The sequence below is a fragment of the Salipiger bermudensis genome (assembly GCF_017309175.1).
GTDB classification, from domain to species: Bacteria; Pseudomonadota; Alphaproteobacteria; order Rhodobacterales; family Rhodobacteraceae; genus Salipiger; species Salipiger bermudensis.
The window spans coordinates 55,824-72,540 of sequence record NZ_JAEKJV010000014.1 but is presented as its reverse complement, the minus strand read 5'-3'; the positions used below and the strand labels follow the sequence as shown (position 1 = coordinate 72,540).

General features: G+C 66.4%; 17 protein-coding genes. 4 read left to right on the top strand and 13 right to left on the bottom strand.

Annotated features, from left to right (window positions below; all coding sequences use genetic code 11):
- Window positions 1-3: 3 nt before the first annotated feature.
- From JF542_RS17720 to JF542_RS17680, 9 genes are all read right to left on the bottom strand, one after another.
- Window positions 4-789, bottom strand: a complete 786-nt coding sequence (locus JF542_RS17720) for an ABC transporter permease (RefSeq protein WP_007801248.1) — start codon at window positions 787-789, stop codon at window positions 4-6.
- A complete protein-coding gene (locus tag JF542_RS17715) occupies window positions 786-1,772 on the bottom strand; it encodes an ABC transporter permease (protein ID WP_007801249.1) in 987 nt (328 codons plus the stop codon). The genes JF542_RS17720 and JF542_RS17715 overlap by 4 nt, the downstream gene beginning before the upstream one ends.
- A gap of 96 nt (window positions 1,773-1,868) precedes the next feature.
- A complete protein-coding gene (locus JF542_RS17710) occupies window positions 1,869-2,975 on the bottom strand; it encodes an ABC transporter substrate-binding protein (protein ID WP_007801250.1) in 1,107 nt (368 codons plus the stop codon).
- Window positions 2,976-3,018: 43 nt separating this feature from the next.
- Window positions 3,019-4,119: an NAD/NADP octopine/nopaline dehydrogenase family protein gene (locus JF542_RS17705; protein ID WP_207076813.1), complete on the bottom strand. Its 1,101-nt coding sequence runs from the start codon at window positions 4,117-4,119 to the stop codon at window positions 3,019-3,021.
- Window positions 4,116-4,703 carry a peroxidase-related enzyme gene (locus tag JF542_RS17700; protein ID WP_207076812.1) on the bottom strand — a complete coding sequence of 196 codons (588 nt, stop codon included), beginning with the start codon at window positions 4,701-4,703 and terminating at the stop codon, window positions 4,116-4,118. Before JF542_RS17700 ends, JF542_RS17705 begins: the two co-directional genes overlap by 4 nt.
- Entirely contained in the window at window positions 4,700-5,182 is a 483-nt protein-coding gene (locus JF542_RS17695) for a hypothetical protein (protein ID WP_007801254.1), read from the bottom strand. The genes JF542_RS17700 and JF542_RS17695 overlap by 4 nt, the downstream gene beginning before the upstream one ends.
- Window positions 5,179-6,642: an NAD(P)-binding domain-containing protein gene (locus JF542_RS17690; RefSeq protein WP_207076811.1), complete on the bottom strand. Its 1,464-nt coding sequence runs from the start codon at window positions 6,640-6,642 to the stop codon at window positions 5,179-5,181. The genes JF542_RS17695 and JF542_RS17690 overlap by 4 nt, the downstream gene beginning before the upstream one ends.
- A gap of 39 nt (window positions 6,643-6,681) precedes the next feature.
- Window positions 6,682-8,019 (bottom strand): MFS transporter, encoded by a 1,338-nt coding sequence (locus tag JF542_RS17685; RefSeq protein ID WP_207076810.1) that lies wholly within the window; start codon window positions 8,017-8,019, stop codon window positions 6,682-6,684.
- Window positions 8,016-9,476 carry an aminotransferase class V-fold PLP-dependent enzyme gene (locus tag JF542_RS17680; protein ID WP_207076809.1) on the bottom strand — a complete coding sequence of 487 codons (1,461 nt, stop codon included), beginning with the start codon at window positions 9,474-9,476 and terminating at the stop codon, window positions 8,016-8,018. Before JF542_RS17680 ends, JF542_RS17685 begins: the two co-directional genes overlap by 4 nt.
- A gap of 114 nt (window positions 9,477-9,590) precedes the next feature.
- Here JF542_RS17680 and JF542_RS17675 point away from each other — a divergent pair, with 114 nt between their 5' ends.
- The 4 genes from JF542_RS17675 (at window position 9,591) to JF542_RS17660 (ending at window position 12,385) form a co-directional block, all read left to right on the top strand.
- Window positions 9,591-10,052, top strand: coding sequence for an Lrp/AsnC family transcriptional regulator (locus JF542_RS17675; protein WP_207076808.1), 462 nt, complete (start codon window positions 9,591-9,593; stop codon window positions 10,050-10,052).
- 232 nt (window positions 10,053-10,284) lie between these two features.
- The gene (locus JF542_RS17670) at window positions 10,285-10,731 is read left to right on the top strand and encodes a DUF2852 domain-containing protein (RefSeq protein ID WP_007801262.1); all 447 of its coding nucleotides are present in this window, start codon (window positions 10,285-10,287) and stop codon (window positions 10,729-10,731) included.
- 125 nt (window positions 10,732-10,856) lie between these two features.
- The gene (locus JF542_RS17665) at window positions 10,857-11,306 is read left to right on the top strand and encodes an RDD family protein (RefSeq protein ID WP_207076856.1); all 450 of its coding nucleotides are present in this window, start codon (window positions 10,857-10,859) and stop codon (window positions 11,304-11,306) included.
- A 266-nt stretch (window positions 11,307-11,572) separates the two neighbouring features.
- Window positions 11,573-12,385, top strand: coding sequence for an arginyltransferase (locus JF542_RS17660; RefSeq protein ID WP_207076807.1), 813 nt, complete (start codon window positions 11,573-11,575; stop codon window positions 12,383-12,385).
- 79 nt (window positions 12,386-12,464) lie between these two features.
- Here JF542_RS17660 and JF542_RS17655 read toward each other — a convergent pair whose 3' ends face one another.
- From JF542_RS17655 to JF542_RS17640, 4 genes are read right to left on the bottom strand one after another with little or no spacing between them, the layout of a single operon-like run.
- On the bottom strand, window positions 12,465-13,016 hold the full coding sequence (locus tag JF542_RS17655) for a PqiC family protein (RefSeq protein WP_007801267.1): 552 nt from the start codon (window positions 13,014-13,016) through the stop codon (window positions 12,465-12,467).
- Between the two features lie 2 nt (window positions 13,017-13,018).
- A complete protein-coding gene (locus JF542_RS17650; protein ID WP_242533816.1) occupies window positions 13,019-15,427 on the bottom strand; it encodes an MlaD family protein in 2,409 nt (802 codons plus the stop codon).
- Window positions 15,420-16,061: a paraquat-inducible protein A gene (locus tag JF542_RS17645; RefSeq protein WP_007801271.1), complete on the bottom strand. Its 642-nt coding sequence runs from the start codon at window positions 16,059-16,061 to the stop codon at window positions 15,420-15,422. The genes JF542_RS17650 and JF542_RS17645 overlap by 8 nt, the downstream gene beginning before the upstream one ends.
- Window positions 16,028-16,672 carry a paraquat-inducible protein A gene (locus JF542_RS17640; protein ID WP_007801273.1) on the bottom strand — a complete coding sequence of 215 codons (645 nt, stop codon included), beginning with the start codon at window positions 16,670-16,672 and terminating at the stop codon, window positions 16,028-16,030. The genes JF542_RS17645 and JF542_RS17640 overlap by 34 nt, the downstream gene beginning before the upstream one ends.
- Window positions 16,673-16,717: the final 45 nt, after the last annotated feature.

The window sequence follows — 16,717 nt, the reverse complement described above, 5'->3', positions numbered from 1 at the left end:
GGATCAGCTATCCTTGTTCATGCGGCGGGTGAAACGCTCGGCCCAGACGCCGATCACGGCGGTCAGAACCAGCGCCACGGTCGCGATGGCGTTGATCTCGGGCGACATGCCCGATTTCAGCTTGGCGAAGATCAGCACCGGCAGGGTCGGCTCGTAGCCGCCGAGGAAGAACGAGCGCACGAAATCGTCGAAGCTGAGGAGAAGACAGAAGATGCTCGCGCCCATGATGGCCGGCACGAGATAGGGGAAGGTGATGCGCAGGAAAGCGATCAGCGGGTCGGCGCCGAGGTCGCGGGCGGCCTCGATCTGGCTCTTCGGCAGGGTCGAGAGCCGCGCCATCACCACCAGCACCACGAAGGGCACGTTGTGCACCGCGTGGCTCCAGACGATGGCGCCCATGCCCGGCTCGATCCCGAGATAGCGGGCGTAGATCCGGAAGGCGATGGCCGAGATGATGCCCGGGATCAGTGCCGGCAGCACGGTCATGCCGAAGATCGCCGCGCGGCCCCAGAACTTGCGCCCCTCGAGCAGCACCGCGATCCAGGTCCCAACGATCACCGAGAACACCGTCGAGAGGACCGCGATGGCCACCGAGTAACCGAAGGCGGCCAGCGTCTCGGTGTCGGCGAATACGCCGGTGTACCAGTCGAGCGTCCAGGAGCGGATCGGGAAGCCGATGAAGTTGCTGTCCTTGAAGCCCATCAACACCATCAGGATCAGCGGCACGAACACATAGGCCACGAAGGCCCAGTAGACGCAGGAGAGCAGGATGCGGTTGTGACGGGTCATTTGGTGTCTCCCTTGCGCAGCGCGGTCATCAGCCGCTGGAAGGCTGCGGTGATGGCGAGCGCCGCGAGGAACATGATGACGGCAAAGGCCGCCCCCGTGGGCCACTGGTCACCGGCAACGTGGAAGAAGCCCGCGATGGTCTCGGCAAACACCGTCGTCGACGGCCCGCCCAGCAGCACCGGCGTGGCGTAGAAACCGGTCGAGATCAGGAACACCAGCGTGCAGCCCGACGAGATCCCCTCGAGGGTCATCGGCAGGGTGATGCGGCGGAACCGGGTCCAGGCGCCCGCGCCGAGGTCGGCGGCGGCCTCGTTCATCGACTTCGGCAGCTTCTCGAGCGAGGAGTAGAGCGGCAGCAGCATGTAGAGCGCGGTCAGGTAGACGATGCCCACCCCCATGGAAAAGCTCGTGTACATGAACGGGATCGGCCGGTCGATCAGGCCGAAGAAGCGCAGCACCATGTTCACCGCGCCGGTGTTGCCGAGCAGGATCATGATGGCATAGGTCCGCACGATCTCGCCGACCCAGAACGGGATCAGCAGCAGCAGGAGCAACAGCATCCGGTTCTTGGGGCTCACGTGCCGGGCCAGGAAATAGGCCACCGGGTAGGTGATGATCAGCGTGCAGAAGGTGAACACCCCGGCAAAGATCAGCGTCCGGAAGAACGGCATCCAGAAGATGCTGTCTCCGAAGAAGCTCAGGTAGTTGTCGAAGGTGAAATGCTGCTCGACGCCAGGCGCGACCGGGTAGGCATCGGTCAGCGACACGCGCAGCATCTGCAGCATCGGCCCGAGATGCTGGGTCAGCACCCACAGGATCGGGAACACGGCGAGGATCAGGAACTGGCGGCGCGGCGAAGCGGTGGCGAAGGTTGCAAGCCACTGGTACGGCGCCCAGCTCGACAGGCGTCCCCAGAAGGTGCGGTCGGAGGCGCTCTCCGCGACGGCCCCGCGTTCTTCGCGCGCGGATGCGTCATAGGTCATTGGGTCTTCCTTTCGAGAGGAACGACGGCGGGTCGTATGAGGGGCCCGCCCGCCGGCCCCGTGGCCGGCGGACAGGTCTTAAGGCTCCGTGCGTGCTTACGCGGCCTTGATCGCTTCGACGGCCGGATCGACGAGGCCGTACTTCATCTCGTTCGCTTCGGCGCGGAAGAACTGCAGGTTGGCCAGCTGCTCGTCCGGGAAGGAGGTCGACTTCTTCTCGAGATCGGTCAGGTGGTTCGACGCGTCCTTGTAGGTCGAGATGAAGCCCGAAGCCTTGGTCATCGCGGCACCGATCTCGGGCGATGCGAGGATCGCGTTGAGGAAGGTGTAGGCGTTGTCCGGGTTCGGGCAGTTCTTGGCGATGTTGTAGGTGTAGACGAAGCCGTAGGAGCCTTCCTTCGGGATCGCCATGCCAAGCGGGAAGCCGTCGTTGATCAGGGCTGCCGCCGGGCCGTTCCACGAGTGGCCGAGCAGGATGTCCTGGTTGACCATCATCTGCTGGAATTCGGCGCCGCCGTCATAGTACTTGCGCACCAGCGGCTTGTGCTCGATCAGGAAGTTCTTGGCCTCCTCGACGATGGCCGCGGCCTTCTCCGGATCGTCCATGTAGGCGACCATGTTGCCGTCATAGCCCATCTTCAGCATGATGATCGACATCATGTCCTGGATGATATAGGCGGTCTGGCCCGAGTATTTCTCGCTGAAGAGCGTGTCCCAGGTCTCGGCCTCTTCCGGCGAGACATAGTCGGTGTTGTAGGCCAGAACCTCCATGCCCGACAGGATCGGGGCGCCCCACTTCTCGCCGTTGATCGTCGACCAGTCGGACTCGGAGAAGGTCGGGTTGATGTTGCCCCAGTTGCTCAGACGGTCGGTGTCGAGCGGCGCCAGCAGGTCGCTGTCGATGAACTGCAGGAAGCGGTGGCCTGCCACGGTCATGATGTCCACGGACGGGTTCGGTGCTTCGGCGGCCAGCAGGTTGAACTGCTTGCCCTGGTCGTCGACGAGGCGGACGTTCACCTTGATGCCGGTCTCGGATTCGAACTGTTCCTTGAACGCTTCCGGAACGAAGTCGTTGTAGGTCCAGATGTTGACCTCGCCGCCCTGCGCGTGGGCACGGCGCAGATAGGCGGGGCTGGCGAGAGCGGCGCCGGTCATGGCCGCGGTGTTGAGGAACTTCCGGCGGTTGAGAATGAGTTTGGTCATGGGGTCGTCTCCCTGAGGGTTGGTATCCGTATCGTTTTTATCGTCAGGACGCCGGTTCCGGCATCTTCCGCAGCAGCCCGGTACGGGCGGCCTGCCGCAGATCGTCGAGGCTGTAGCCGTCAAGCTCCAGCGCATTCAGCAATTCGTTCTCGGCGGCGAAATCGCGGCCATACATGGCCGAGAAGATCTTGATCCCCGCCTCGTGCAGCTCGGCCGGCTTGCCGACCAAGCGGCCCAGCACGGCGGTTAGCTGAAGACCGTAGGGCACATCCTCGGTGACATAGCGGCTATCGGCCGTCGCCGGTCCGGTGCCGCCATTGCCCTGCGCGTGCATCTGCTGGTTCATCTCCGAGATGGTCGAGATCGGCACGTGGAAGCTCTGGCTGAAATGCTCGAAGATGGTCTTCGTCTGCAGACCCAGCGCCGCCACGATCTCGAGCCGCTCGGCGTCCAGCGCCTCGAGCAGCGCGCCGACCTTCGGCGTCACGTTCTGGCCCTGGCTCCAGGTCTCGCCGCGCTCCATCCGGGTGATGTTGCCAAGCGCGATGCCGAGATGGTTCTGCGGATTGAGGTTCGACAGCGAGATCGCCAGCAGACCGTCACGCGGCACGAAGACATCGCCGAAAAGCTTGGTGCAGACCGCGAGCGCGCAATCCGAGCGGGTCTCGGGCACGGTGCAGAGATCGACCTTCTTGCGCACGGTGTTGACCTTGACGCTGGCCCCCTCGCCGCGCCGCCCGGTCACCACGGTGGTGCCCCATGCGGTGATCGCCGCATCGACGCCGCGCTCGGCCAGTTTCTGCATCAGGTAGACCGCGCCCAGCGAGGCGTGGCTGCTGATGATGACGTGCTGGCCATCGCGGATATAGGGCGCCAGCGCGTCGAACACCGCCTTGTGGCCATAGCCCGGCAGCGCGATCAGGATGGCGTCGTTCTGCTCGGCCAGCTCCTGCGCCGAGGTCGCGACGCGCGGGGCGAAGACCGCCTCGACGGCTCCGGAGGCCTCGAGCGGGCCGTCCTCGAGCGCCTTGGTGGACGCCCCCGAAGGCGACCACAGCATCGGCTCGTGACCGTTCTGCTGCAGCAGCGCGGCGCTGCCGAAGGCGATGGAGCCGGCGCCGGCAATTCCGACCTTGCAGCTCATGCCGACACCTCCTCGCGCACCGGATCGCCCAGCACGTGCATCAGCCGGTTGGCCCAGCCGAAGAGCGAGGTCGACAGGATCAGGTCGAGGATTTCCTCGTCGTTGAGACCGGCCTCGCGCAGCTTGGCCATGTCGGCCTCATCCGCCGCCACCGGGCTTTCCGACAGCTTGCGCGCAAAGTCGAAAATCGCACGGTTGCGGGGGTTTAGATCCGCCTTCTCACCCTTTGCGAAAAGCTCGTCGGTGACCGCGGTATCCTTTTCGAGCTTGGCGTGACGGTCCGCATGGACCGCGGCGCAATAGATGCAGCGGTTGACCATGCTGGCGCCGATGGCGCCCAGCTCGCGCTCGGCCCGGGACATGCCGCCCGGGTCGTACATGATCGCGTTGAACAGCGGCGAGCGCACCTTGAGGCTTTCCACGTCATGCGCCAGCGTCAGCACATAGGCCGAGACCTTGGTGTTCGACGGTGTCACCGAGAGCGCGTCGAGCTGCTCCTCGGTCGCCTCCTGCAGATCCACCGGCGTGACGCGCGGCTGCCATTGCGGGACCGTGCGGGTGAACTTGTGAACGATGCGGCTCATGCGGCGGCTCCCTTCATCAGGCGCAGCCCGGCGACCACGCGCAGCTGGTAGGCCACGAAGGCGACCAGTTCACAAAGCCGCACGATGTCGGCATCCCCGACGCCCGCGGCCTGCAGGGTCGAGATATCCTCGGCGAGGATCTCGCGGGTGTGGTTCGCCGCCTTGTCGGCAAAGGCCACCACATGCGCCAGACCCTCGGTCTCGCCGTCCTGCGAGGGATCGGCCAGCCCGGCCATGTCGCCCGCGCCCGCGAGATAGCGGTCGGCAAGGTCGTTCTCGCCCGCCTCGTTGGCGATCCGCGCCGCCAGCGCCGCGCGCAGCGCGTGCGGGAACGCGCCCGCATCCTTGGGCGTGAGGACCGCGTCCTCGGCGGCCTGCGTGGCCTCGATGATGTTGCTGCGGGTCTCTGCCGCGGCGCCCGTGGCGCTGCCCGCGGTGATGCCCGCGGCGCTCAGCGTGGTGCTGTCGAAGATGGTCATGCCACCTGCCCTTCCTTTGCCGGTGTCAGCTCGCTCGGCTGCCATTCGCTGCCGTCGAGCTCCGGGGTCTCATAATCCAGCATCGCCTGCCAGTGGGTTTCCAGGTCTTCGGCGTAAAGCGTGGCCGCCATCGACTTCGCCAGCCAGGCCGCGCCTTCCGAGACGCCGGGAATGTCGCCACTCACCTTGCCGAGGCTGGCCGAGGCGCCGTAGTTGAAGCAATAGACCTTGCTGAGCCACGGCACCTCGCCCGGCACCTTCTCGCGGAAGGTGAAATCGGGGTTGAGATAGGGGAACCGGCCCAGATCGGCCTGCTCCTCGCCCTTGGGCGGGGTGTAGACGTCTTCCCAGAGCAGGATCTTGCCCGCCACCTCGCCGAACTCGGTGCGCGCCATCGGATCGATGGTGAAACCGGTGCCGAGGATGACGAAATCCGCCACGTAGGAGGTGCCGTCGGCGAAGAACACCTCGACCGCGTCGCCGCGCTCCTCGATGCGCTGCGTGGCCTTGCCAAAGTGGAAATGCGCGTTCGGGTGGCGGCTCACCCGTAGCGTCGAGCCATGCGGCGGCGGCGTCTGGGTGGTGAAGCTGTACTGCATGAAGCGCCAACGCCATTCGTCGGGCAGTTCGGAGAAGCCGGCGGTGAAGCCGTAGCTGCCGATGCCCATCATCTTGTTGATCGTCGGCATTTCCGCGCGGCGGATCAGGTGCCGCACTTCGCCCGCGCCGTGCTCGAGCGCTTCGGCAGCGTTGTCGACCGCCGATGCGCCGACGCCGATCACCGCCACGCGCTTACCCTTGAGCGCGTCGAAATCGATCTCGTCGGCGCTATGCGCCCAGAAGCGGCGCGGCAGGTCCTTGATGAAGCCCGGGATGTTCGGGCCGCCGGTGCCGTCACGGCCCGTGGCAAAGACCAGCTTGCGGGTCAGAATGGTGCCGTCCGTCGCGCCGGAGACGGTGAGCCGCAGCAGATCGCCCTCGGGCTCGACCTTGTCGACCGAGACGCCGTTCTCCACCGGCACGTTCAGCGCCTTGCGATACCAGCGCAGGTACTCCATCCACATCGGCCGCGGGATCTTGTCCATCTTCTCCCAGGCCTCGCGCCCGTGCTGGGCACGATACCACGCCTGGAACGTCAGCGCGCCATGGCCGAAGGCCGGGCCGGTCAGCGTCTTGGGCGAGCGCAGAGTCTCCATGCGGGCATAGTTGAGCCACGGCCCCTCGAGCCCCGCCGGGTTGCGGTCGAGCACGCGGATGTTCTGCACCCCGCCGGTGGTCAGCCCGAGCCAAGCCACCATGCCGCACATGCCGCCGCCGATGATGACGACATCGCTCACGCCCTCCTGCGCCGGCACCCAGTCCTTGCCAGGGTAGCACAGGAAGTCGAGATCCTCGCGCAGACGGGCTTCCAGCACATCCAGGCCCTGAGCGTCGATCGGAGAGCGGTCGTTCGTTTGCATACGAATCATCCTAGTAGAAAAAGGTGTTTCGGTTCAGCATCAATTCGGCGTCTTGGACCAAATCGGATGCAGATCGTCGATGTGGTAGGCATGGGCATGGCGATGCGCCAGACCATGGCCCGGATTGTCTCGCAGATGCGGGTGATCCGCGGGCAGCTCGGGGTGGCTGTGCGGCCTTTCGAGCGGGTCATGCGCCGGCCAGACGCGGGTCGCGACGAGCGCCACCACGGCCCCCGCCAGCGCCAGCACGAGCAGCGCGTGCTCGAGCCCGGCGGAACTGGCAAGCCAGCCCGCCAGCGGATAGGCCACCAGCCAGCCAGCGTGGCTGAGCGAGAACTGCGCGGCAAAGACCGCGGCACGATCCGGTCGTGCGGCAGAGCGGGTGATCACCAGCCCGCCGGGCGTCAGCACCAGCGACGAGGCAAGGCCGAAGCCCGCCCAGATCGGCAAAAGCAGCGCCAGCGGCGGCTGCGGCAGCAGCGCGAAGCCCGCTGCCAGAGACGCGAAGACGAACACCCCCGCCAGCATGGCGCTGCGTTCCTCGATGCGGCGCAGCAGGCGCGGCACGGTGATCGCGCCGAGCGCGGCGCCAAACCCGTAGCCCGCCATCAGCACCGGGTAGAGCCCGTCGGCATCGCCGAGCCGCGCACCGGCATAGACCACGGTGTTGACCAGCACCCACGCCATCACCAGCGACAGCGCGAAGTTCAGCAGGAACAGCCCGCGTAGCCGCGGCGTGCGGGCATAGATCGTCATGCCCCGGAAAGCGCGTTTCAGGAACGGCCCCTTGCGCGCCACTTGCCCGCGATCCGGGAAGCGCGTGGCCAGCAGGAAGCCGACCGAGCCCACGAAGGCCAGCGCGGCGCAGAGAAACAGCGCCTCGGGGGCCACGATCTTCAGCACCACTGCCGCGATCACCGGGCTCAGCACCGATTCCAGCGTGTAGGCGATGCGCGACCAGGCCAGCGCCTTGGTGTAGTGCTCCTCCTCGGGCAGCACGTCCGGGATCACCGACTGGAACAGCGGCGTGAACCCCGAGGCGAGAACGAAGAACAGGAAGGCCAGCGCCGCGATCTGCCAGGTCTGCGTCACGAAGACCATCGGCAGCAGCAGCAGCATGCGCCCGAAATCCAGCAGCACCATCGCCCGCTTGCGCGGCAGATGCGCCAGCACGCTCTCGGCGAAGGGCGCGAGCCCGACATAGGCCACCATCTTCAGCGCCAGCAGCAGCCCGAGCACCTTGCCGCCCGCCGCGACACCACCAATGCGGTAGGCCGCCAGCGACAGCGCCACGGTCAACAGCCCCACCGCCAGAAGCGAACAGACCTGCGCCGCAAACAGCGTGCGGAAGGATCGGTTGGCAAGTGGGCTGGTCACGAGGCGAGGCTCTCCGGGGTCTCAAGAACGGGCGCGAAGCGGGCGGTTGTTTCATCCGCACGATATTGTGGCAGATATTCTGACGCTTTCCGTGCCAGAATGTCCACCGCCTCCACGATCATAGCAGCTTTGTCGTCACTCATCAGCGCCGAGAAATTCAGCCGCACCCAGCCGGGCTTGGCCATTTCCTCGCCACGGTCGATGGCGGCGAACATGGCCTCCGATTCGGCCTCGTCCAGCCCAAGCAACCGGTGCGCGTAAGATCCTGCGCAGGCGCAACCACCGCGCGCCTGAATGCCGTAGACATCGCTCAGGAGCCGGGTGAAGAACTGGTGATGGATCAACCCGCCCTGCGCGTCGCGGATGCGGAAGGAGAAGATCGGCAGTGCCGCCGGCCCCTCGAGGCCAAGCAGCTCGAGATGCGGGTTCTTGCGCCAGACCGCCTCGGCCCGCGCCCGCAGCCAAGCCTGACGCTGGTCGAGCCAGTCCTGCCCGAGCGCCTCCTTGACCATCAGCGCAAGCGCCGCGCGGATGTCGCCCACCACGTTGGGCGTGCCACCCTCTTCGCGGCTCGAGAGACTGCCGGAATAGCGGTGTCCCCAAGGGGACACGAAACTCACCGTGCCGCCGCCGGGCAGCGTGGGCGTCGCGCGGCGCGCCACCGCGTCGCGCAGCACCAGCACGCCCGAGCCCCCGGGTCCGCCGGGAAACTTGTGGGTCGAGAACACGATGGCGTCCTTCTCGGCATCGGAGCCTGCCTCCATGTTCATGCGCACGTAGGGCCCGCCGGCGCCGAAATCCCAGAACGCCAGCGCGCCATGCGCTTTGAGCAGGCGGGTCACCGTGTCGGTGTCGGTGAGGATGCCGGTGACGTTCGAGACCGCGGAGAAGCTGCCGACGATCAGCTCGGCGCCGTGCGCCTTGCGCAGCGCAGCGCTCAGCGCGCCCATGTCGGGCCCGCCCTGCGGCGCTTCGGGGATCTCGACCACCTCGGCGCCGCTTTCGCGCCACGGCAGCAGGTTCGAGTGATGCTCATAGGGGCCGATCAGCACCACGGCGCGGCCACCCGTGGCCAGCACCGAAGGGATGTCGAGCAGCCCCACCAACCGGTTGATCCCGGCGGTGCTGCCGGAACCGGTGAAGACCACGCTCATATCGTCATCCGCGCCGGTGATGCGGGCGATCTCGGCCCGCGCCGCCTCGCGCAGCTTGGTGATGAACGCACCGCAATAGGAGGCCTGTGTGTGGCTGTTCGCGTAATAGGGCAGCACCCTGTCGCGGATGAAATCCTCGACCTGCGCCAAAGCCCGTCCGGAGGCCACGTAGTCGGCATAGATCAGCGGCTTGGGGCCATAGGGGCCATCGATCTCCACGCCGTCGCCGATCAGGCCGTCGCGTAGCCAGCTGGCCAGGTCCGGGCGTTCGAGCGAGCGGGCGAAATCATCGAGGGGAGACATGAGGGATCCGTATCGTATCGTGACTGCGTTGATGCAAAGCATGTCACGCAGAACGGAAAATTCTTCACATATTTTCACCTTCCAAACGCTCATCTTCTATCATATGAACGATGAATGGACCTTAAACTCGATCATATTGATTACCGCATCCTCGAAGAGCTGCAGCGCGACGCCTCGCAGTCGCAACGCGCGCTGAGCGAGAAGATCGGCCTGTCGCAGAATGCGTGCTGGCGGCGGCTGAAGGCGCTCGATGCCGCCGGCATCATCCGCAACCACACGGTGGTGCTCGACCGAAACCAGCTCGGCGCCGGGCTGGTGGTCTTCGTGATGATCAAGACGCGGCACCACTCGGCGAGCTGGCTCAAGCGCTTCCGCACGCATGTCTCGTCGATCGCCGACGTGATCGACTTCTTCCGCATCGGCGGCGAGTATGACTACCTGCTCAAGATCATCACCCGCGACATGGCCAGCTATGACGAGGTCTACAAGCGGCTGATCGAGGAGGTGGAACTCGAAACGGTGACCTCTTATTTCGCCATGGAGGCGATCGAGGAGCAGCGCCCGATCCCGATGTGACGGGCGGGCAAAGCCGGTATTTCCCTGCAAACAGCCTAGTTGCACGGCCAGATCCGTGCCCTGCCGCGCTGGGATATGCGTTTTTCGTTGCGCAAACCACTGACAACACTCACGCTTTCCGGGTAATGTTAAAAACTTTCACATCACCCCTTGATAGCGCCGGTCACAATCCCGATCTGATGTAATGTGAAAGACATTCACATACCCAAACGAGAGACAAAGGACACCGCTTATGAACGCCGCAGCGCAGTATGAAGCCCGCCCCGCGAACCCCGGGTGGCTGAAACGCGCCGAGGCCTGGCTCGACGAGCGCGGCAGACCCGCCTGGATCGTGGCCATGGTACTTGGCTTCATCGTCTTCTGGCCCATCGGCCTCGCCCTTCTTGCCTACATGATCTGGAGCAAACGCATGTTCGGAAAATCCTGCCGCAGCCGCCGCAACAGCAGCGCCAACGCCTACCGTCAAAGCTTCAACGCCGCGCGGCCCTCGGGCAACGCCGCCTTCGATGCCTACAAGATGGACACGCTGCGCCGGCTCGAGGACGAACAGAAGAGCTTTGAGGAGTTCCTGCAGCGTCTGCGCGAGGCCCGCGACAAGGCCGAGTTCGACCAGTTCATGGACGAGCGTTCCCGCGCCCCCCGCGAGACGGCAGACGAAGACCGCAAAGAGGACGCGTAAGCGCCCCTCCCCCATGGCCCCGACCCGGGGCCATGGTCTATCATCCCCAAGAGGCCGTCCCGCATCCCGCGGCCAAGGCCTGAGATCCCAGAGAGACAGTCCCAGAGATCCTGCAAGTGACCCAGATGTATACCGACGCCCCCTATTCCCAGCTGCCCGATCCGGTGCGCCAGAGCGCGTTCTACGACAGCGTCGCGATCAAGCGCGGCCTGGCTTGGGTCATCGACACGATCATCGTCGCCTTCTTCGTGCTGCTGGCGCTGGTCTTCACCGCCTTTCTCGGCGCCTTCGTGTTCTTCGCACTGTGGATGGTGGTGAGCTTCATCTACCGCGTGCTGACCATCGCCAACGGCTCGGCCACATGGGGCATGCGCCTCATGGCGATCGAATTCCGCGACTGGCGCGGCCAGCGGCTCGATTTCATGCAGGCCTTCCTGCATACGCTGGGCTACGCCATCTCGGTCTCCGTGGCACCGCTGCAGCTGATCTCGGTCGTTTGCATGTTCGCCACCGAGCGTGGGCAGGGCCTGACCGACATGGTTCTGGGGACCGTCGCGCTCAACAAGCGCGCATGAGGAGTGCGCTCAACAAGCGGGCGTAACGCCTGCGATCAACCAGCGCGCCTCAGACGCGCACGTGGACACAGCCTCACCCGAAACGCCCGGCGATCTCTGCCGGGCGTCTTGCGTTTCAGCCACAACGCCCGCAGGAACGCTCTGCACGCCCCCGCGTTAAGCCCGGACCTGCACGAGATCAAAGCCCCGCGATCCACCGTTTTCGGGGGCTTGGCGGTTGCAAATTTCGTTGCTAGGTTTTTCGAGGATCTCCAGACAGGACCTTCATGCGCCACTCCCTGCCTCTCGCGCCGCAATTCTATGTGACGGCTCCCCAGCCCTGCCCGTATCTTCCGGGCCGGATGGAGCGCAAGCTGTTCACCGCGCTGCAGGGCGACAGTGCCGAGAAGCTCAATGACAGCCTGTCGAAGCAGGGCTTCCGGCGCTCGCAGAACGTGCTCTACCGGCCGTCCTGCTCGGATTGTTCGGCCTGTCTCTCGGCCCGCATCGACGTGCGCCGCTTTGCCCCATCGAAAAGCCAGCGCCGGGCGCTCAAGCGCAACGCCAACCTCGCGCGGCGCGCCTCGAGCCCCTGGGCCACCGAGGAGCAGTTCTCACTGTTCCGTCGCTATCTCGATACGCGCCACGCCGATGGCGGCATGGCCGACATGGACATCTTCGAATTCGCCGCGATGATCGAGGAAACCCCGATCCGATCGCGCGTGGTCGAGTACAGCGACATCGCCAGCGGCGACCTCAAGGCGGTGTGCCTGACGGACGTGCTCGATGACGGGGTGTCGATGGTCTACTCGTTCTACGAACCCGAGTTGGCACGCCAGAGCCTCGGGACGTGGATGATCCTCGACCATGTCGAGATCGCCCGCGAGGCCGGCCTGCCCTATGTCTACCTTGGCTACTGGGTGCCCGGCAGCCCCAAGATGGGCTACAAGGCGCAGTTCAGTGCGCTCGAGGTCTATCGCCGCGGCCGCTGGGAGGTCATGCACGACACCCGCGATTACGACGAGGAGCGCCATCCGCTCTCCACCGATCCGATCGCCGAGCAGGTCGCCAACATCTCGCTGCCCGACAGCCGTAGCTGAACAGCTCCGCACTCACCGCAATGAACACGGCGCCAAGGTCTTGCCCCGGCGCCGCCTGTTTGCGTGCTGAGACCGCGCCTCAGCGCAGGCTCTGGGTGATCTGCCCGGAAAGCTGGGTGACCGCGGCGCCGGTGGCGCGGGCGATGGCCTGCGGCCCCTCGCCCACCATCGGCACAACGATGTCGAAGCCCTGGATGCGCTCACGCACCACCTTGTCATAGGACGAGATCGCGTATTGCCCGGTCAGCCGCAGCGTGCCGTTGTTGCGCGCCACGAGCCGCGAGACCGTCACCTGCACCGCCGCCTGCGCGTCATCGGCCAGCGGCCACGGCTCCGGCGCCACGGTGGCCGAGGAAGCCGCGCCGATCTGCTCGGCGATGGCCAGCGTCACCGCGCGCGCCGGTTCGTCCGCCCAGAGCGCGTTGTCGACCTGCGTCAGCGCGCCGTCCTCGCCCTCGAGCAGGATCTCGGACGCCGCCGCGTAGGCCGGCAGGGAGACCTGCCGCACCTCGAGCGTCGCCACCCGCAGACGGGCGCTGCCCGCCTGCGTCGGCGTGTCGATGAGAAATTGCGGCTCGGGCCCGGAACAGGCGGCGAGCATCAGGGCGAGGGGCAGAATGCGCAGATACATGCTTATCGTCCAAACAGAAGGGAATTGGGATTGCGCTCGATCGAGCGCGCGAGCTTGTTGAGCGCCTCGGCGGCGGACTGGACTTCGCGCAGGGCCGACAGCGTCTCGCGGTTGAAACGCGAGTTCTCGCCATAGCCCTGAAGCGCCAGTTCGGCCTCGCCGACCATGCTCTGGATCTGGGCCGAGAGGCTCGGCAGGCTTTCCGCCGCCTCCTCGATCGCCGCCGCCGCGTCGCGGGCCGAGGCCAGCGTGGCGTTGGTGTTCTCGACCACCCCGCCCTCGCGCAGTTCCTCGAGCGCCGAACGCGCCTCGTCCAGCATCCGCGTCAGCGCGCCGGGCAGCGCGCGGGTCTGGTCACTGTCGACCAGCCGGTCGGCGCTTGCCACGAGGTTGGTGGCCTGTTCGACGAAGGCCTCGAGCGGCAGGTCGTTGGCGGTTTCCACCAGACGGCGCAGATCGTCGACCAGCGCGGGCACCTGTTCGGTTGCCCCGGAGAGATCCATTGCCACGCCGGTCACCGAGTCGGCGGCGGCAGAGGCGCTTTCCAGCGTGCTCATCAGACGGCCGATGGCATCGGCGGCGCGCAGATCCTCGGCCACGCCGCGCAGTTCGGCGACAGTGGCGTTGATCTCGCCCGGCAGCGCCTGCGTGGCGTCGCTGGCGATCAGCCGGTCGGCGCTGTCGGCCAGCGCCGTGGCGCGGTCGACAAAGGCCTCGAGTTGCAGCGCGTTGGCCTTGGCCACGAGATCCCGCATCTCCTCGATCAGCGCCGGCACCTCTTCGGTCGCGGCGGTGATCTCGGTGGCGACGCTGCTGACGCTGTCGGTGGCGGCGGTGGCCCCGTCGAGCGCCGCGGCGAGCTTCTCGGCGGTGCCCGCCTCACGCAGGTCCTCGACGATCTCGCGCAGGGCGGTCACGGTGGCGTTGAGCTCGCCCGGCAGGGCCTGCGTTTCCTCGCTGCCGAACAGCCCGCGCGCCTCGTCGAGCAGGCCGCTGACCGAGCCCGGCACAGCGCGCAGGTCGGGATCGCCGGCGAAGCTCTCGACCGAGCGCAGAGTGGCAATCGCCTGCTCCATGAGTTCCTCGACCGGCAGGTCGTCGATGCGCTGGAAGAGGCCCTCGGCGGTGGCGGCCACGTCGGGCACGTTCGACTCGACCGACGGCAGCACCGGCGCCTCGGTGTCGAAGATGCCAAGCGCTGCCGGCTCCGCTTCGGGGATGGTGACCAGCTCGACCATCAGCGACTGGCTGAACAGCCCTTGCGATGCGAGCCGCGCCCGCAGACCGTCCTGCACCGACTCGGAGAGGAAGGTGATGATCTCGGCCTCGGCTGCGGTGTCATCCTCGAGACCAAGCGCCCGCGGGTCGATGGAGATGGAGGCGCGCAGCTTGACCCTCTGCTCGCCGCTCACGTCGTCGATGAAGGCGCCGAGCGCGTTGACCGCGCCGATCTTGAGACCGCGATAGGTCACCGGGGCGCCCGCCTCGAGGCCGCGGACGGACTCGTCGAACTCGACCACGAGGTCGACGGCGTTGTCGATGCTCTGACTGAACACGCTGTCGCGCGCCGCGGTCTCGTCATCGAACAGGTCGAAGACGTAGCGCGAGGGCACCGGGTTGCCGCCCGACACCACGGTGTCGAAGGCGATGCCGCCACGGATCAGCGCCGCCACCGAGCCGACCGAAAGGTCGAGGCCCTGCGGGCCGAAATTGACGTTGAACCCCGAGGTGTCCCAGAACCGGGTCGAGGTGGTGACGCGGCGGTCATGCGGCGCCTCGATGAAGGCGTCGGCGATCACGCCGTTGCCGCTCTCGAGCAGGCGCGGCGTCTCGATGCGGCCGACCTCGATGCCCTGGTGGAAGATCGGGGCGCCGGCGCTGAGCATGGCGCCATCGGGGGCGCGCAGCACGATGCGGGTGCCCCGCATGCCCGGCCGGACCAGCGGCGCGGTGTCGCGCCCCTCGAAGCGGGTCGCCTCTGCGCCCTCCTGCGGCTCGAAGGCGGCCTCGATATAGACGCCAGACAGCACCGTCGACAGGCCCGAGATGCCCGAGGCGCTGACCTCTGGACGGACCACCCAGAATTCGGCATCCGAGGGCAGAGACTCGGCCACGATGTTGTCGATCCGGGCGCCGATGCGCACCGAAGAGAGGTCGTTGGCGAAGGTCACGTCCTCGACCAGGCCGATATTCACGTCGCGGAAGCGCAGCGCGGTCTCGCCCGGCACGATGCCGGCGGCATTCTCGAAGGTGATCTCGATGCGGGCGCCGCGCTCGGCCCAGCTTTGCCAGGCGATCAGCAGGGTGATCGCGAGGGCGGCGATCGGGATCAGCCAGGTCAGGGACAGATTGCGCCAGATCGACCGCTTGGGGCCCTCGATCTCCATCTCGGCGGGTCGCGGGTCACTCATTCTCGTTCACTCCAACGTCTACGTCCCAGATCAGCCGCGAGTCGAAGCTCAGGGCCGAAATCATTGTAAAGGCTACGGAAAGCGCAAAGCTCACCGCCGCGATCCCGGGGTTGATCGAGGCCGCGAAATCCAGCTGCACCAGTGACGACAGGATCGCCACGACGAAGACGTCGATCATCGACCAGCGCCCGATGAACTCCACCGCCTCGTAAAGCAGATGTCGCTTGTGCGCCGACATCTGCACCCGTCGCTGTACGCTCAAAGCGAGGTAACCGATGGCGATGAATTTCGATACCGGAATCACGATCGAAGCGACGAAGACAATCGCCGCCACCCCGTAGCTGCCGTGATGCATGAGGTCGACGACGCCGCCGAAGATGGTGCTTTCGGTGGTCTTGCCGAGCAGCGTGGTGCGCAGCATCGGGTAGAGATTGGCCGGCACATAGACCACCAGCCCGGCAAACAGCCACGCCCAGACCCGCTGAAGGCTCGCGGTGTCGCGACTCGCCAGGCGCGTGCCGCAGCGGGTGCAGCGTGCCACGCCGGGGGCGTGCACGCGACCGCACTCGGTGCAGCCCACCAGCCCGGCCTGCTTGGCGGTCAGGATGCGCGGCGCCGTTCCAGCGTCTTCCATAGCGTCAGCCTGCTCATGAAATTGTCTTTCAGCACGGTCACGATGACCAGTGCCACGAAGGCCCAGAAGGCCGGGCCGATGAAGATATGCGCCAGCCCCGCCACCTTCACCAGCGCCACCGCCACGCCGACGATGAACACCTCGGCCATGGCCCAGGGGCGCAGGTGATCGGCGAGCCGGAAGAAGAACTCGGCATGGCGCGCGGGCTTGTGACCGAAGGCCATCGGCCCCAGCACGTAAATCAGCGCGAGGAAGCGGATCACCGGCAGGATCACGATCAGCGCCGCCATGGCGAAGGTCAGCGGCGCGGTGAGCCCGCTCGAGAAGGCTTGAACCGTGTCTAGGAGAGAGGCGCGCTGGATGCGACCGGCGGCCTCGAGCTCGAGAAACGGAAAGAAGATCGCCGCCACCATCAGGATCAGCGCCGCCAGCGCCAGCATGATGATCCGGGTCATCGCCGTGCGCCGCGGCGCCTCGAGCACCGCGTGACAGCGTACGCAACGCGCCGTCTCGCCGGTCGCGACGTCGCGATCAGTGTAGAGGGCATCGCAGGCTGGACAGGCGATCAGCTTGGAGGGGTCAAGCGCATCGGCCGGGGATTCGACGGACATGGACCCAATCTAGAGCGGCGGGTGCGTCTCGGAAAGTGGCGGCCG

Coding starts and splice junctions, on each gene's coding strand:
- JF542_RS17720 (WP_007801248.1), bottom strand. CDS start 789: ATGACCCGTCACAACCGCATCCTGCTCTCCTGCGTCTACTGGGCCTTC.
- JF542_RS17715 (WP_007801249.1), bottom strand. CDS start 1,772: ATGACCTATGACGCATCCGCGCGCGAAGAACGCGGGGCCGTCGCGGAG.
- JF542_RS17710 (WP_007801250.1), bottom strand. CDS start 2,975: ATGACCAAACTCATTCTCAACCGCCGGAAGTTCCTCAACACCGCGGCC.
- JF542_RS17705 (WP_207076813.1), bottom strand. CDS start 4,119: ATGAGCTGCAAGGTCGGAATTGCCGGCGCCGGCTCCATCGCCTTCGGC.
- JF542_RS17700 (WP_207076812.1), bottom strand. CDS start 4,703: ATGAGCCGCATCGTTCACAAGTTCACCCGCACGGTCCCGCAATGGCAG.
- JF542_RS17695 (WP_007801254.1), bottom strand. CDS start 5,182: ATGACCATCTTCGACAGCACCACGCTGAGCGCCGCGGGCATCACCGCG.
- JF542_RS17690 (WP_207076811.1), bottom strand. CDS start 6,642: ATGCAAACGAACGACCGCTCTCCGATCGACGCTCAGGGCCTGGATGTG.
- JF542_RS17680 (WP_207076809.1), bottom strand. CDS start 9,476: ATGTCTCCCCTCGATGATTTCGCCCGCTCGCTCGAACGCCCGGACCTG.
- JF542_RS17675 (WP_207076808.1), top strand. CDS start 9,591: ATGGACCTTAAACTCGATCATATTGATTACCGCATCCTCGAAGAGCTG.
- JF542_RS17670 (WP_007801262.1), top strand. CDS start 10,285: ATGAACGCCGCAGCGCAGTATGAAGCCCGCCCCGCGAACCCCGGGTGG.
- JF542_RS17665 (WP_207076856.1), top strand. CDS start 10,857: ATGTATACCGACGCCCCCTATTCCCAGCTGCCCGATCCGGTGCGCCAG.
- JF542_RS17660 (WP_207076807.1), top strand. CDS start 11,573: ATGCGCCACTCCCTGCCTCTCGCGCCGCAATTCTATGTGACGGCTCCC.
- JF542_RS17655 (WP_007801267.1), bottom strand. CDS start 13,016: ATGTATCTGCGCATTCTGCCCCTCGCCCTGATGCTCGCCGCCTGTTCC.
- JF542_RS17650 (WP_242533816.1), bottom strand. CDS start 15,427: ATGAGTGACCCGCGACCCGCCGAGATGGAGATCGAGGGCCCCAAGCGG.
- JF542_RS17645 (WP_007801271.1), bottom strand. CDS start 16,061: ATGGAAGACGCTGGAACGGCGCCGCGCATCCTGACCGCCAAGCAGGCC.
- JF542_RS17640 (WP_007801273.1), bottom strand. CDS start 16,672: ATGTCCGTCGAATCCCCGGCCGATGCGCTTGACCCCTCCAAGCTGATC.